Below are 15,842 nucleotides of genomic sequence, written 5' to 3' on the forward strand. Positions count from 1 at the left end.
ATTTTAAGTTAGTTTTTCTGCACAACATTCTACTTGGCATTTTACTTACTTTTCCTTATGCCAAAACATCCAACTATGTGGCCAAACTTGCTTGGCGCTCTAGCATCCAACTTTTATGAATTTATACAGTTCATTGAGCTTGAATCCCGTTTGAGTATAAAAAATGGCTTGTTTTGCCGAAATCCTAGCCTTATTTTTTCGATAGATACTTTAATAAGTTATTGTTAGTTATAGGATTAGCGTTTTCCTTTGCAAGATAATTCGCCAGATGTTTCCGCACCAAGTTTACGAATTAGCCCAAACGTATTGTTTTTGGAGATAGTGGTGTTTTGTATCATCTCCTCAAAGGCTTCTCCTTCAGGAAGTAGTTTTCTGAGATAGTTCTCGATACTTCGTGGTGAAGCCTGATCATCAAAAGGGATGTGTGGAGAAATCGGGAAACCAGTGTGTTTCCATTCATCTTCATAGATGAACGAGAACTCTGTTTCTGTTCCGATAGGAAGAATCAAACGACCAAGTTTGGTATTCGTACCGATAAACACATCTAACTGTTGTAACTTACTCATACCAACCTTCCTCATTGCTTCTCACACTGTTTTCATCTTGGAAGGTTATTTGGTTATGTGAACGAACTAATAAGTTTAAGTCGATAAGTCGTAACGACAGCCCTAAGATATCCATGAGGATAAGTACATTGGTAAAGGTGACATTGGTATCGCCTTTTTCAATCTTCATGATTGTCCTACGAGATAAATTAGCTTTTGCAGCGAGATCATCAATACGCCAGCCTCTATCGGTGCGCTTTGAGCGAATGGCGCTCCCCAGCGTTTCCATACTGAATTCGGTATTTAAGTCAGGCATAGGTTGTGCTTTTACCATCTTACCTTTTTTCATAAGTGCCTTTTAATGTACTTTTGTCACTGTTGGGTTCGTCTTAATACATAAGTTCACTATAACTCACTTTTGTAATGCCTACATAAGAAATTGTTTAAAAGTGCAATTTAAGTAACTTATGGTTAGTTTGCTAGTTGTCTACATACTCTTTCTAATTAATGGCAAGCTGGTTTTGCTACACTAGAACTAATCCAAGTATCGTATTGCTGTACATGCTATAAGCGAAAAGTGTTTCATAAAAAATAGTTACAACGTGCTAGATTATTGCGCCAAAGAATACCCCATAGAACAAATATCTATCCCCCAAAAAAACGCCTCAATGAGTCTGACATGACTATCATCAAGGCGTTTGAGTGCATTTATAAGGTTAAAGCAACAGCAAAGCACAATGGCTTGTACTTCTGCTCTCTTTTTCGCTATAAAAATGACTAATTAATCAACTAAAAATCAACAGCTTACCCAGTAAATGCAGGTAGTAAACCCACCATTGACATAAAGTGGAATACCGCAGTTAATACACCAAAGGTAATGACTCCATATACCGCTGCGTTGCCGCCGGGTGCTTTAAATGAGTGGGTGCTTTGGTGTGTTTTACGTGCTTTGTACACAAGAAGTGCAGGGATGATACACGTCCATACTGTTGCTGCTGCGCCTGCGTAACCGATAGCGATAACAAAACCGAATGGGAACAGTAAAGAAAGCACCAGTGGTGGTAGGAAAGTTACTGCCCAAGTTTTACTACGGCCTTGTTTGGTGTCTTCAAATTTGCACAAGTCAGCAAGGTAATCAAATACGCCTAGACCTACACCAATGAACGATGACAAGATGGCTGCCATAGAGAAGGTGTTGATTGCGCTTGCTACTCGCTCAGATTCAATGACAGAGCCTAAAGCGCCAAGTAGCGCATCAATATTGCCACCTTGTTCGATGATAGGTACAAAGTCAGTACGTGGCAGGTTGCCAAAAATGCTAAATAGCCACAAGCAATACAAAGCTAATGCGATGCCTGTTCCTAGCAAAATAGCTTTGCCTGCTCTTTTCTCATCACCGTAGTAAGAACGCATAGAACTTACAGAGTGGTGGTAGCCAAAAGAGGTCAATGCTACTGGCAACATAGCCAATACATAAGGTGTGTAACTGGCGTTGCTGTTGACTGAGTCAGACAAAATAGCGAAATCAACATTGACCGCTAACCCTGATACGCCAAACACAAAACTTAAAATCATAAAAGTAATGAGAACGACCGAGATACGGTCTACCGCGCGAGTAGAGTGCCAGACAAAAATGGAGAAAACTAAAACAAATAGAATAGAGGAGATCTGACTGCTTACGCCAAGCATATCTTGCAGGATCAAGCCTGAAGAAGTGATGTAAGCGTACAGTAAAATACCCCCAACAAAGTAAACGGTGACATTATTAAATAGGTTCACTTTTTCGCCAAGAATATCCTTGGTGACAGTGTTAAAAGAGGCTTTTAAATCATAGGTTTTATACGCTTCTAGTAACATCCACCCAGAAAGCGTCATCACTGCCATCGTCAGAGATATGGCGACGATTGACCAAAACGTCCAAGCCCCCGCGCCTGCACTGGGCAGTCCTAACATACCGGCACCCACACATACGCTGGCAATAATACAGGCGCCGCCGATTAAAGAGGGGCCTTTTTCTTTGGTTGTCGATTTTTCCAAGGGCATATCAATACTTTGTGCCATAGATAATCCTTTGTTTCACGTTATTTGAATTTATGCCCAAACCTATTATTTATGATGGTTTTTAGGGCCGAAATATAAAAAGGCCTCAACAATGAGGCCTTATATGGTGTTCTATTTATGCAGTTTCTAATACTCTTGGCTCTGCTTTCGCGGTGACTTTCACAGGCTCTACTTCTTTTAGCCTTGCGGTAAAGTGGCGCAATACTTTTGGCTCATAAGTAAACTCAAGTCCCTTCACATTCGCCGCATTCTCTTTAACTTGTTGGAATGCTTCGATAACGAAATCCATGTGCGTTTGTGTGTAAGTGGCGCGAGGAATGGTTAAACGCAGCAGCTCAGCAGGGCAAGGGTGCTGCTTACCTGTTGCAGGATCGCGGCCTAATAGCAAAGAACCAATTTCAACAGCACGGATGCCGGCGACTTTATACAGCTCACAAGCTAGAGCGTGTGCAGGGAATTGATCTGCTGGAATATGCGGAAGCAGTTTGCCAGCATCAACAAAGGCGGCATGTCCACCTGCTTGCTGACAAACAATGCCTATTTTTTCGAGGCCATCGACTAAGTATTGAACTTGACCAATGCGGTAAGCGAGCCAATCTTGGCGCATACCATCATACAAGCCCACCGCTAGACGCTCCATTGCGCCGCCTTCTAGACCACCATAAGTTGGGAAGCCTTCTTGCACCACACACAAAGTACGACATTCGGTGTACGAATCTAACATTGAGTCATCTTTAAAGCACAATAGACCGCCCATTTGCACCATGGCGTCTTTTTTCGCAGACATTGCTAGGCCATCGGCATATTTGTAGCTTTCACGTGTGATCTCTTGGATTGTCCAGTTTTTGTAACCTTTTTCACGCTGCTGAATAAAGTATGCATTTTCAGCGTAGCGAGCAGAATCCATAATGACAGGGATGTCATATTTTTGTGCAATTTCGTACACGGCTTTCAGGTTTGCAATAGAAACAGGCTGACCACCTGCGGAGTTACAAGTGATAGTGCTTACAATATAAGGAACGTTGTTTGGGCCCGCTTCTAAAATGGCTTCTTCCAGTTTTACTAGATCAAAGTTGCCTTTAAAATCGGCGTTGACCGACGTATCGAAGGCTTCTTCTGTATAGACGTTTTTAGCAACGCAACAGTTGACTTGAGTATGACCTTGAGTGGTGTCAAAGAAGTAGTTGGATAGTGCCACCATTTTATTGCGGTCTAAGCCTTTTTCCATTTCGCGCTTTTTAATCAACACCGGGATATAAATTTGCTCTGCGCCACGACCTTGGTGAGTTGGAATAGTATGCTCGTACCCGAAAATATCCTTTACTGCATTGGCTAATGCGTAGTAGCTGCGACTGCCACTGTAAGCTTCATCACCGCGAAGCATTGCGGCTTGCATCTCTTGCGTAATTGCGCCAGTACCACTGTCAGTCAGCAAGTCTACGAAGACATCATCACTGTCCAGTAGAAACGGGTTCATCCCCGATTTGACGATGGCTTCTTCACGGTATTCACGTGTGGTGCGCTTTACTGGTTCAATAACACGAATACGAAATGGTTCTGGTAGATGCTTAAAGTTTTCCATAATAATACCTTTGTATTTTGGGTGTTTAAAACACCACTTATATAATTTGATTTTAAGTTGCGTATATTTATTGAATATATTTATTAATTACGCAGCGTGATGCACCTTATTTCTAATAAATAGAAATAAGCATAAGATAATAGAATTGCGTTGTTATTTATTTGTTTTATAGCTGATATAAACAATACTTTTGATGAACAGCTAAAGAGACCAAAACCCGTATTTAGCAAAGGCAATAGTTAGCAAACACAAAGAGATCAAGCAAGAGCACTAAACGTCATTGTTTACGTCATATATTATTTGCGTTGCACATTATTTTGGTTAAATAACAGTGGGTTAGAGTGGTTACTCTGATGACAAGTGAAAAGACAATTGATGATCAATATTATACCAAGCCAACAGGGTTAGCTCTTTCTGTGATTGCGTTTTGTAGTAGATAGACATATTGGATGTCTCCGTTTTTATTCTGCAATGTATAACTTGATGACATGCATGTTAGTGCCTATTGAAAATAAATGAAATGCTCGTTATTTATAATTGTGAAGAATAAACAAATAAAGATCACAGATAATGCGCATCAGGTGTTTAAATAAGTCATAGGTGATTATTTTAAGTATTTAATATGATCTTCATCAAATAAATATAGTCTTGTTATTTTTGAACACTGGCGCGATGCCTTCATTGGGGCACATTAACCTTAAGATGCACATTGTACGGATCTCTTACGTTGATTGAGTATTTAAGCGTAAGGTGTTGTTATTGAAAAAGTACAAAAAGAAGGGCTTTGCTACATTGAAGTAAAAGTGATGTAAATGCGAATAAGATGAACAGATTTGTGCTCACTCCCCACTTTTACGTAATATGGTTTATTCTTAGGATATTGTTCATTTTTTCCTCTTTATATCGAGTTTAGCTATTGCACACGCAAACGTTTAGCTGTATTTTTTCGCCACTGAAATTTTTACTAACACTTTTTATGAGAAATGAGCTTTACAGCGATTTTTTCAATAACACACAAAGGAAACACAATGTCCGAGAATACATCAAATCAGCCCTCAAAAACGGGGCTGAATGAGAATGGCACACCTGCTACTGGCAGCTGGCTTGATAGATTCTTTTTGATTTCACAGCGTGGAAGTAACGTTCGTCGTGAAGTAATCGCGGGGTTAACAACCTTCTTAGCTATGGTGTATTCGGTAATCGTTGTACCAAGCATGCTAGGCAATGCCGGTTTTGATCAAGGCTCTGTGTTTATCGCAACGTGTTTAGTTGCAGCGTTTGGTTCTTTGCTGATGGGATTTTGGGCCAACCTGCCTATGGCAATTGGTTGTGCAATTTCATTAACCGCATTTACCGCTTATAGCTTAGTGTTGGGTCAGGGCGTTTCAATTCCTGTCGCACTGGGTGCTGTATTCCTTATGGGTGTAGTCTTTACGGCGATTACAGTAACAGGCGTGCGTCAGTGGATTTTAACCAACTTACCTTCAGGTATCGCTCATGGTACTGGCATTGGTATCGGTCTATTCCTTCTTCTTATTGCAGCCAGCGGTGTTGGTCTTGTGATCAAAAACCCAGTAGCAGGTCTTCCAGTGACTTTGGGTGAGTTCACGTCATTGCCTGTCATTATGTCAATGCTAGGTCTAGCGGCAATTTTCGGTTTAGAAAAACGTCAAGTTCCTGGTGGCATTCTACTGGTTATCGTTGCTATCTCTATTTTTGGTCTGATTTTTGACCCATCAGTTCAATATCAAGGTTTGTTCGCTCTGCCTAGTATTGGTGGCGAAAGCTCTTTGATTGGTTCTATGGACATCATGGGCGCACTTAACCCAATCGTATTACCAAGTGTACTGGCGTTGGTCATGACAGCAATCTTTGATGCAACCGGTACAATTCGCGCAGTAGCGGGTCAAGCGAACCTTTTGGATAAAGACGGCAACATCATTGATGGCGGTAAAGCACTGACATCGGATTCTATCTCAAGCATCGTATCGGGTGCGGTAGGTGGTGCACCAGCGGCGGTTTACATTGAATCAGCAGCAGGTACAGCAGCAGGCGGTAAAACAGGTCTAACTGCGGTAACAGTGGGCGTTTTATTCCTTCTACTATTGTTTGTTTCGCCAATCAGCTACCTTGTACCTGCGTACGCAACAGCGCCAGCGCTTATGTATGTAGGTCTACTTATGCTAGGTAACGTTCGTAAACTGGACTTTGAAGATTCAGTTGACGCACTTTCAGGTCTAGTGTGTGCGGTATTTATCGTTCTGACTGGTAACATCGTAACGGGTATTATGCTGGGCTTCATGTGTCTAGTGGTTGGTCGTGTATTCGCTGGCGAATGGAAACGTCTAAACTTTGGTATTTTGCTAATTACGATTATTTTAGTGGTGTTTTACGCAGGTGGTTGGGCGATCTAAGCCTGACGACATATTGCTTCACTAAAGCATTCATATTATACCCAGCCTATTGGCTGGGTATTTTTTTATCTGGAATTTGGCTTCGCAGTCACACCTCATCCACAATGTCTCCCCTGTATTTACAATACCTTGAAAGATTTAAAAATTACTTACAATAATTTACTTACCACTAAATGTTATGTTATAACATCGCACCCTGTAGTAAAGTAAAAATTAGGAAAAACATGCAACCCCTTTCAAGTCGTTCTCGCCAAAGCATGAGCATCGCTGGTCTTCTGTCTGCTCAAATCCTCTCTCCTCAAGTCTTCGCCGAAGAAATTGCAGTAGATGAAACTCATGTGATCACCGCTACTTCTTATGAAAAGACGTTATCGAATGCCCCTGCCAGTGTGTCTGTCATCACCAATGAACAGTTACAAACGATGCCTTACAACAACCTTTCTGATGCTTTAGTCAATACGGTTGGCGTGAATATCGCTGACATCGGACTGGGTCAAAAAGGCATTGAGATCCGTGGTATGGATACATCTCAAACGCTGATTCTTATTAACGGCCGTCGTACCAACCGTGCATCCGATTTAATTGGGCACGCTAACTTAGATCTGAAAAATATTCCGGTGTCTGACATTGAGAGAATTGAAGTCATCAAAGGCCCAATGTCAGCACTGTATGGTTCGGATGCGCTAGGTGGCGTAGTTAACGTTATTACAAAATCGATGAGCAATGAATGGCAGTCGATTGTTTCAGCCCATGGTGGTAGCACTACCTCAGAGGGTGACAATCGATTTAATGGTGAAGTCCAGACCTCTGGCGCACTCGTAGAAGACAAGCTGTACATGAAGCTGTCAGCCGGTAGTTACTATCAGGGACTGATTGAAAATCGTAATGATGCGACGGAAACGGACATTTCGGGCAACCGTAACCAGTATGTTGATACTCAATTCAAAGGCGTCATTAGTGACTCGCAAGAGCTTGATGTCAGTCTTCGTTATGGACAGCAACAAACTTGGTATGACTATGTGGTCAGCAGTGGTACAGCTGCTGGGCAGCTAACGCGCAGTACTTCCAGTTATGACACATTGGATTATTCGGTAACGCACTCGGGTTACTGGGATAACTTTGATACTCAAATCAGTATTTATGGTTCAAGCGTTGATCAAAGTAACCACCAAACGGTTGGAGACTCGAGCACAACCAATACTGTGACTGAGAATATTATTGAAGGGCAAGGTCAATTTTATGTTGGACAGCATCAAATTACTCTTGGCGGTCAGTGGCGTCATCAAGATCTTGAAAGTGCCGATTTAAGCACTGGCGGCGATTCAATGAGTCAAGGTGCATTGTTTGCACAAGGCGATTTTAAAATCACCGAAACCGTCTCATTTTTAGCCGGAGCTCGTATCGATGAGCACTCAGAGTTTGGTGAAAATATTTCTCCGCGAGCGTATCTAGTTTACTCCCCAACAGAAAACTGGACCATCAAAGGTGGTTACGGCGAAGGCTATAAAGCGCCAACCATTAAGCAATTATCGCCAGATTACCTAAGCATCGGCAGTGGTCGCCCATTTGATATTATCGGTAATGTCGATCTTAAGCCTGAGGAAAACCAAAGCTATGAGATTTCAGTAGAATATCAAGCGGATCGTTGGTCAACTGGGCTGACGTTATTCCAAAATAACGTTGAAAACTTGATTGTGACGCAATGTGTTGAAAACTGCCAAGGTCGCCCAACGGCGGGGTTCACTAAATACCAATACATGAACGTCGATGAAGCCGATATTAAAGGTTTAGAGTGGCAAGGTCATTTAGATATTACACAATCGCTCTTCATCGATCTTAATATGACGTTACTGGATGCCAAAGAAGCGCAAACCGGTGAGAAAATCGAAAACAAACCTGAATCACAAGCTTATGTTGGTCTAAATTGGCAAGCGACAGACACCATCTCCACTTTGGTGTCAGCAAGACATGTGGGTAAGCAAACCTATGAATCAAGCACGCTACCTAGCTACCAAGTGTACAACCTAGCTGCTAAATACCATAGTGGGGACTTCTTTGGTTCAGTAGGTATTAATAATATTCTCGATACTTACCTGCAAGATGAATCAGCACTATTTACCTATGCGATTCAACCAAGAGAAGTCTACTTTAGAGCGGAGTATAAGTTCTAATCATGATGACTCGACACCTTCTCATACGCCTTGTCGGCATGGCGTGCTTGTTCTTTTTTAGTGGCACCAGTTTTGCGACTAATCATACTGTAACCAAGCATGCTGTAACCAATATAGTATTGCTGCATACCGATTTTGTCTCTAGTGACAAAATTAAGCACTTATCTGAGATAGCGAAGCAGAATCAGGCTGAGCTTATTGCTACGCATACCTTGTCAGCAGAAGTATTGTCTAACGCGGACTTAGTGATTGCCGATGCACCACGAACGCCCGATCGCATGCGTTTACAGCAGTTAATCGGTGAGTTGCCAGCTGATATGCCGTGGATGTTGCTGGGCGGTCAAACTCAAAGTGCTTCACCAACTTTGGAAAAAGTGCTGGTGGAAAAAGCGGCTGATTATTGGCAAAACGGCACGCACAAAAACTACACCCATTTGTTTCAAATGCTGCATCAATGGCGAGGTGGTGAAAGTATTTTGGCTTTTCCTGCCGCAGAGAAGGTGCCTTTAAGTGCTATCTATAATGACGGCTCTTTTGTCGATACTCTTTCTTCTCGCCTTGCGCGAGAAGAGAAGGTGGCGAACAAACCCATCATTGGTTTTGTGATCAGTCGTAGCGTATTCACTAACCAAGAATTTGAATATTTGGACCGTTTAACGCGTTTGGCTAATGCAGCCAATGTGATCCCCGTATTTTATTGGTTTGATGGACGTCAGCACGGTTTAGATTGGCCTTGGAATGAGAGCGAAATTAAGCCGACCGCATTGGTGAACTTGACTCACTTGCACAATGGCAAAGCGCGCATTGAGGAGATGTCGACACTTGGCGTACCGGTCATCCAAACCTTGCATTATCGAAATGGCGATGCATTGGATTGGCTAGACAGTGATGTGGGCGTAGATGCAGGGATAGCCTCTGTAATGCTATCGACAACAGAAGCATGGGGACTGACTGACCCTTTGGTGATCTCGGCAGGCAGTGATGGGAAAAAGCAGGTACTGATTGGTCAGATGAACTTGTTGTTTGACAAAGTAAAAGCTTTGTATCAATTACAAACCCAGCCTAATGAACAGAAAACCGTAGCGTTGATGTATTGGAACGCACCAGCAGGTGCGGAAAATATTTCTGCTTCAAACTTGAATATCCCAAGCAGTATTCAACGTATTTCTGCTGCGTTAAAAGAGCAAGGTTATCAGATTGATGAACTGGCTGAGCAACAAACCATTGACGATGCGAAACAGCTGTTGTCGGGTTACTATCAGCCCGACACAACAGTCGATCTGTTAGAAAAAGGCTATGCCGTCAGCCTCAGTTTAAAAACTTATCAGCAATGGTTTCACTCTTTACCACGTACGCAGCAGCAGTTTATTGTGAAATGGTGGGGGACGCCAGAAAACCACAGTGCATTGCGAATGATTGATGGTGAGCAACGTTTTGTTTTTCCCGCCAAACAATACGGGCATTTGTGGGTGCTGCCTCAGCCACCACGCGCAGGTACAGTAGGTCATGCCATTCACAACACCAAAGAGCCGCCGGGTCATCTGTATTTAGCGGTGTACTTGTGGTTACAACAGCAGCAACGCAGTCATCAACTTGATGCGCTAATTCATCTGGGCACACACGGCTCGCAAGAGTGGACGCCGGGTAAAGCTCGCGGGTTAGCGGAAAGTGACTTTCCTTACATGACCCTTGGCGCGATTCCGGTGATTTATCCTTACATCCAAGACAATATCGCTGAAGCCTTACAGGCTAAACGACGTGGACGTGCCACCATTATCAGTCACCAAACTCCCTCGTTTGGTCCAGCAGGTTTGTATGGCGATTATGTAGCGCTCAATACCCTGTTAGGTGATTACTTAGGCTCGCCAGAAGGTGCGGTAAAAGACAAATTACAGCAACAAATCACTGAACAAATACTGACCTTGGGTATTGCCGCTGATATGGAGTTAACGGATGAGCGTATTCACAGTCACTTTGAAGAAGCAACCAGTGCATTAGAGTCGCATTTTGCTCGACTAGCCGCGGAAGTGGTGCCACTGGGTCTGCATAGCTTTGGCACGCAAAAATCGGAACAAGAAGTCATTTACACTTTGCTATTACAACTGGGTGATGAGTTTGTTGAGCAATTTGAACCGTCAGCCACTGCTTATTGGCAACAATTTGACGGTGATTTATCAAGGCTAGAATCTACCGCTCCCGCGCAGTGGATTGCCGATGTTATTAATCATGATGCTATTAACCATGACACGATGGACAGCAATGCGTCACAGAAGATGCAAGACTATGCGGATTTGGTAAAGCAACGTTATCAACGCCTTGCCAACAATGGTGAGCTAGACTCGCTGCTATCAGCGTTAAGCGGCCACTATATTACCGCCGGTTCTGGAGGCGATCCTATTCGCAATCCAAGTTCGACCAGTGGCACAAACTTGTATGGATTTGATCCAGCCAAAGTGCCTAGCCCCGCAGCGTATGCCGCTTCTGAAAAAGAGTTTCAAAAGCTGTTAGACGCACATAAAGCAGAAAACGGTGAGAATCCGCAAAAGATCGCTTTCTCTTTGTGGGCCGGTGAGACTCAGCGTCACTTCGGTATGCTTGAAGCGCAAGTACTGCGAGCGCTTGGCGTGAAACCGGTTTGGGACCGAGGTGGTAACCTCAAGCAGTTACAAGTGATTCCTAGCGCTGAGCTTGATCGTGAACGTATTGATGTGGTCATTCAAGCTACGTCTGTTTACCGAGATCAGTTTGATGGATTTATGCAAAAGCTGTCCGCAGTGATTGCAGAGATTGCTGCGCTTGATGATGACAATGCCATTGCGCAAAACAGCCATTCTGTCGCCGATGAATTGCGAGCAAAAGGGTATAGCCAGTTGGATGCACAGCGCCTATCGGCGATCCGCATCTTTAGTAATGCGCCCGGTGATTATGGCTCGGGTGTCAATCACAAAGCGGTGCAGTCGCAAACATGGGACAACGACGATGAGCTTGGTCAGCAGTTTGTCACTCGTTTGCAATACGCGTATGGCGGCGGTTTATGGGGTGAGAAACAGCAAGATATCAACTTGTTCGCCTCACAGCTTAGCAATGTGGATACCGCCATCATGACCCGTACCAGTCGCTTACACGGCGTATTATCAACGGATCATCCTTTTGAATATCTAGGCGGGCTTTCTAGCGCCATCCGCAGTGTTTCAGGTCAGTCACCTTCATTGTATATCAGTGACTTACGTCAAGCAGAAGGTCGTACGGTTTCTGTGAGCCGATTCTTAGCCGAAGAGCTAAATTCGCGCTACATGAACCCTACTTGGCTCAAAGCGATGCAAAAAGAAGGCTATTCAGGCGCGATAAATATGCTCGACGTCACCAATAATATTTTTGGTTGGCAGGTGACTGCGCCAGAAACAATTCGAGACGATCAATGGGAGCGTTTGAGTGAAGTGCTGATTGATGACAAGTACCAACTTGATCTCAATGAGTGGTTTGAACAAAACCAACCGGCCGCACAGATGCAAATCATTGAAAGAATGTTAGAGGCGGTTCGTAAAGAGTATTGGCAAGCGTCTGATGAAAGACTTCGTTCACTGATTGAACGCCATGAAGCGCTCAAGCCTATGGTGGAACATCACCAAGCGCATGAGGTTACCCAAGAGTACATTAATGAACTCACGCAAGGCTTCGGTATGACAGGAAGTGCCAGCGATATGGCTCAGTCGCCGATGATATCAGGCCAGGTCATGAGTGAAGTGGAAAATGCTGAACTGCCTAGCCTAGAAGAGAGCAAATTATTGCTATTGATCCTGTTTTCCCTAGCGTGCGTTGCCTTTGGGGCATTGAGCCAATACAGACAATTAAGAGACTAATCGAATGAACCAAATAGAAACCCTTGTATATCAATTTTCAACACTGTTTATGCAACCGATTATGGTGCTGATCTTACTGATTGTGCTGTATTCCTTATACAGCTTAGGACGTTTTTTGATGGAGTCTGTGCAACGACGCTCTAAGTCGTTTGACTCAAGCTTGGTGCGCTACGCACAGCAAACCCAAAACTACACCAGTGGACACCTTGAGCTTCGCGTGATTAAAGAGCTGGAGCCTTTACGTCTTATTAGTCGCTCTGGCCCAATGTTGGGTCTGGTAACCACCATGATCGCTATTGGCCCAGCATTGGTTGCTATGGGTGAGGGGAACATCGAACGTGTTGCTGAGGAAATGATCGTGGCGTTTTCTGCTTCAATTCTTGCTCTGATTGCGGCAAGTGTCACTTTTAGCATTATGACGGTACGTCGCCGTTGGCTGTTACAAGACATGGTCCGTATTGAGGTGAAATAAAATGAGATTCTTAGAAGCAGAAGAAGCGGACGATCCTATTTTATCCATCATTAATATGGTCGACTTATTTGCAGTCGTGATGGCGTTTCTAATGATGTTAAACGTTACTGGCGCGCAATTGCCCGACAACAGCATCTTGGTGGAAAATCCGGGAAAAAAAGACATGCGCATTACCGTTAAAGACGGAGAAACTCTCACCCGTTATGAAAGTAGCGATGAGATTGGAGAAGGTGCAGGCACAATTGCAGGACAAACCTACCGACTTGATGACGGGCGTTTAGTGTATGTCCCTAAATAATTGTCAGTAGTATTTGTAATTCCAATACCCAGTCTATTGGCTGGGTATTTTTATGGGAGTAACCGTCATATTGAGTTGTCGCTATTCAGTCGATTTCATTTGACCATTCTTCAGGGTGAGTGAGCATGGTTTTGTCAGCAAATTGCTTCGCTCGAATGTCTTACGGGTTATAAATCGCGCACGATTCCATAGATAAACAACCGCAACCAATACAGCCACCGAGATCGTTTTGCAGTGCTTTTAACTGCTCAATACGATGTTCGAGCATGGCGTTCCAATTTAACGCCATTTGCTCCCAGTGCTGGCGATTAGGCGCTTGATGTTTGGGTAAGTCTGCCAGTGACGTTGCAATCTCATCTAAGGTCAGCCCAACCATTTGTGCCGCTTTTATCACCGCGATTCTGCGTATTACGCTGCGATGATAACGTCTTTGATTGCCCTGATTTCGCCAACTATAGATAAGCGCTTTTTGTTCATAAAAATGTAGAGTCGAGACCTTAACCCCGGTTCTTTTTGCTACCTCACCAATGGTCATTTCCATAAATTATCCCCGTATCCGTTTCGCCCTTTTGCATAATTAAATGAGAAAGCACTTTACCTCAAGTTAACTTGAGGTATTAACCTAGCATCAAATAAGCAATAAATGGAATATAAGTATGGAATTGACCGTAAAAAATCGTGCACGCCCTTATCTAACAGGAAAGCTCTTTGATGGCATTTCATCCGGTTTATTTATGATGGCGCTCCCTTGGATCATGCTATCTACTCCAAACATGGGGGTATTTGTGGCGATGTTAGCGCTGACATGTACCGCACTTTCTTTTTGTCTGACTCCCATTTTTTCAACCTTGATAGATCGAACCTCAAGGAAACACTTGTTGATATGGGTGCAAATGTTGCAAACGTGCACGGCACTTTTAGTCGCGCTGGTTTATGGATTGGGCTATGAATCTCTGTGGTTGTTAGCCATTGCGCAGATAGTATTTTGGACATCCAGTAACTTAGCGTGGACGGCAAATAACGCCTTTACCCAAGAGAATTTTGAACAGCATGAATATGCGGCGCTTTCAGGGAAGCAAGAAGTGATAATGCAAGGCGCTACGTTAGGCGCAGGAGCATTAGGCGTGCTGTTACTAGAAAGGTGGGGCATGTATGAGTTTGCCTGTTTTGCAGCTAGCGCTTCAGCCATCGCAACGGTCAGTTATATATTGACGCCGTATCGCCGACAATTACGTCAATCAAGGGTAGTATCTTTTGTCGCGCAGATGAAAGAGAGTCGCGAGATATACACTCAAAGGCCGCACTTCTATGTGTTCTTGATGCTGTCGGCACTGAGCTATCCAATCTTAACTTTTTTAACTAAGTTGGTTCCGATTTGGTTTTCCGAAATGGGTATCTCTGGTGATTGGTTTGCCGGCTATAACATTGCCTTTGGCACGGGTTCATTAATGACGGGGTTATTGGTCAGTCGTTTATTAGGCTTAGGCTCTCACCAACTGATTATGATTGGTTCTATGGGGCTTGCCGCGATAATGCTGGTGGGAATGAGTCTGTCACCATCGCCGCATTTTATATTGGTCTTCACGTTTTTATTTGGCACCTTTAACGCTTTAAATCGAATTGCTCGAACTAATTGGATGCATCATAGTATCCGCATCGATCAACGTGGCCGAGCCGATGGCGGGTTGCAGATGTTTGCGACATTAGCGCAAAGCATCAGCTATGTGGGCATCGCATTTTTAAGTCATTTTGGTATCACGCAACTCGGTTTCTTCGTTGCCGCTGGTGTTATGTTGTTCGCCGTCTTTATGATGATGCGTCTTAACAATAGATTGCACTATGTACATAAAATAAATCAATCACTTACCTAAGTATCTTTGAAAACTACACTAAAAATTGCGCTGAAATTTTCTTCTGATAAATCGTGTCTATTATATAAGAGACAAACAGCCAAGGAGGCACAGCCATGAAGAAGAAAGCCACAACTCGAATTAGCATGTTGATCGCAATCGGCCTGTTATTTTTTGCCAGATCAGTATTTGCATTGGATGCGGTGTACAGTGATTTTCTTGGGAAAGCGATTAAAGGCTATGATCCCGTGGCATATTTTACGATGCAAAAGGCGCAAAAAGGGGATAAGCAGTATCAATATGAATGGAAGGATGCGACTTGGTATTTCTCGTCCGAAGAAAACCGAAACTTGTTTGTAGCAAATCCTGAAAAATATGCTCCGCAATATGGGGGATATTGTGCATGGGCGGTGAGTAATGGCTATACCGCGAAGATCGATCCACAGGCTTGGTCTATTTATGAAGGCAAGCTTTACCTTAATTACAACCAATCTGTTCAGGCAAAATGGGTGAAAGATGTGCCGAATAATATTGCTAAAGCGGATGGTCACTGGCCAACCTTGTTGGCGCAGTAATACCAATCGTACTA

Annotated in this window: 10 protein-coding genes and 2 pseudogenes; 7 read left to right on the forward strand and 5 right to left on the reverse strand. The window is 43.5% G+C overall.

From position 1 onward, the window contains the following. Nucleotides 1-254: 254 nt before the first annotated feature. From VEZ01S_RS06840 to tnaA, 4 genes and pseudogenes are all read right to left on the reverse strand, one after another. Nucleotides 255-566, reverse strand: a pseudogene (locus VEZ01S_RS06840) (HipA N-terminal domain-containing protein); the annotation flags it as partial. Next, nucleotides 559-894, reverse strand: a complete 336-nt coding sequence (locus tag VEZ01S_RS06845) for a helix-turn-helix domain-containing protein (protein ID WP_021713285.1) — start codon at nt 892-894, stop codon at nt 559-561. The gene VEZ01S_RS06845 and the pseudogene VEZ01S_RS06840, both read right to left, overlap by 8 nt. 455 nt (nt 895-1,349) lie before the next feature. Further along, nucleotides 1,350-2,606 carry an aromatic amino acid transporter gene (locus tag VEZ01S_RS06850; protein ID WP_021713286.1) on the reverse strand — a complete coding sequence of 419 codons (1,257 nt, stop codon included), beginning with the start codon at nt 2,604-2,606 and terminating at the stop codon, nt 1,350-1,352. A gap of 115 nt (nt 2,607-2,721) precedes the next feature. Then, nucleotides 2,722-4,188, reverse strand: a complete 1,467-nt coding sequence (gene tnaA, locus VEZ01S_RS06855) for a tryptophanase (protein WP_021713287.1) — start codon at nt 4,186-4,188, stop codon at nt 2,722-2,724. A gap of 1,028 nt (nt 4,189-5,216) precedes the next feature. Between tnaA and VEZ01S_RS06860 the strand changes: the two genes are divergently transcribed. The 5 genes from VEZ01S_RS06860 to VEZ01S_RS06880 all read left to right on the forward strand — a co-directional run bounded on the left by VEZ01S_RS06860 (nt 5,217) and on the right by VEZ01S_RS06880 (nt 13,403). Further along, nucleotides 5,217-6,602 carry an NCS2 family permease gene (locus VEZ01S_RS06860; RefSeq protein ID WP_021713288.1) on the forward strand — a complete coding sequence of 462 codons (1,386 nt, stop codon included), beginning with the start codon at nt 5,217-5,219 and terminating at the stop codon, nt 6,600-6,602. 224 nt (nt 6,603-6,826) lie between these two features. Then, nucleotides 6,827-8,773 carry a TonB-dependent receptor domain-containing protein gene (locus VEZ01S_RS06865; RefSeq protein ID WP_021713289.1) on the forward strand — a complete coding sequence of 649 codons (1,947 nt, stop codon included), beginning with the start codon at nt 6,827-6,829 and terminating at the stop codon, nt 8,771-8,773. 2 nt (nt 8,774-8,775) lie between these two features. Continuing rightward, complete coding sequence (cobN, locus tag VEZ01S_RS06870) at nt 8,776-12,633, forward strand: cobaltochelatase subunit CobN (RefSeq protein WP_021713290.1); 3,858 nt, start codon at nt 8,776-8,778, stop codon at nt 12,631-12,633. 4 nt (nt 12,634-12,637) lie between these two features. Next, nucleotides 12,638-13,105 carry a MotA/TolQ/ExbB proton channel family protein gene (locus VEZ01S_RS06875; protein ID WP_021713291.1) on the forward strand — a complete coding sequence of 156 codons (468 nt, stop codon included), beginning with the start codon at nt 12,638-12,640 and terminating at the stop codon, nt 13,103-13,105. 1 nt (nt 13,106) lies between these two features. Then, nucleotides 13,107-13,403: a DUF2149 domain-containing protein gene (locus VEZ01S_RS06880; protein WP_021713292.1), complete on the forward strand. Its 297-nt coding sequence runs from the start codon at nt 13,107-13,109 to the stop codon at nt 13,401-13,403. An 85-nt stretch (nt 13,404-13,488) separates the two neighbouring features. Here the strand turns inward: VEZ01S_RS06880 and soxR are convergent. After that, nucleotides 13,489-13,944: pseudogene (gene soxR, locus VEZ01S_RS06885) on the reverse strand (redox-sensitive transcriptional activator SoxR). A gap of 115 nt (nt 13,945-14,059) precedes the next feature. On the opposite strand from soxR, the gene VEZ01S_RS06890 reads away from it, so the two are divergent. Together VEZ01S_RS06890 and VEZ01S_RS06895 are read left to right on the forward strand one after the other, a co-directional pair. After that, nucleotides 14,060-15,274, forward strand: coding sequence for an MFS transporter (locus VEZ01S_RS06890; RefSeq protein ID WP_021713294.1), 1,215 nt, complete (start codon nt 14,060-14,062; stop codon nt 15,272-15,274). Between the two features lie 125 nt (nt 15,275-15,399). Further along, on the forward strand, nt 15,400-15,828 hold the full coding sequence (locus VEZ01S_RS06895) for a YHS domain-containing (seleno)protein (protein ID WP_498026909.1): 429 nt from the start codon (nt 15,400-15,402) through the stop codon (nt 15,826-15,828). Nucleotides 15,829-15,842 lie beyond the last annotated feature (14 nt).

It is taken from the genome of Vibrio ezurae NBRC 102218 (genome assembly GCF_000467185.1).
GTDB lineage: Bacteria > Pseudomonadota > Gammaproteobacteria > Enterobacterales > Vibrionaceae > Vibrio > Vibrio ezurae.

Coding starts and splice junctions, on each gene's coding strand:
- VEZ01S_RS06890 (WP_021713294.1), top strand. CDS start 14,060: ATGGAATTGACCGTAAAAAATCGTGCACGCCCTTATCTAACAGGAAAG.
- VEZ01S_RS06845 (WP_021713285.1), bottom strand. CDS start 894: ATGAAAAAAGGTAAGATGGTAAAAGCACAACCTATGCCTGACTTAAAT.
- VEZ01S_RS06860 (WP_021713288.1), top strand. CDS start 5,217: ATGTCCGAGAATACATCAAATCAGCCCTCAAAAACGGGGCTGAATGAG.
- VEZ01S_RS06865 (WP_021713289.1), top strand. CDS start 6,827: ATGCAACCCCTTTCAAGTCGTTCTCGCCAAAGCATGAGCATCGCTGGT.
- cobN (WP_021713290.1), top strand. CDS start 8,776: ATGATGACTCGACACCTTCTCATACGCCTTGTCGGCATGGCGTGCTTG.
- VEZ01S_RS06850 (WP_021713286.1), bottom strand. CDS start 2,606: ATGGCACAAAGTATTGATATGCCCTTGGAAAAATCGACAACCAAAGAA.
- VEZ01S_RS06875 (WP_021713291.1), top strand. CDS start 12,638: ATGAACCAAATAGAAACCCTTGTATATCAATTTTCAACACTGTTTATG.
- VEZ01S_RS06895 (WP_498026909.1), top strand. CDS start 15,400: ATGTTGATCGCAATCGGCCTGTTATTTTTTGCCAGATCAGTATTTGCA.
- tnaA (WP_021713287.1), bottom strand. CDS start 4,188: ATGGAAAACTTTAAGCATCTACCAGAACCATTTCGTATTCGTGTTATT.
- VEZ01S_RS06880 (WP_021713292.1), top strand. CDS start 13,107: ATGAGATTCTTAGAAGCAGAAGAAGCGGACGATCCTATTTTATCCATC.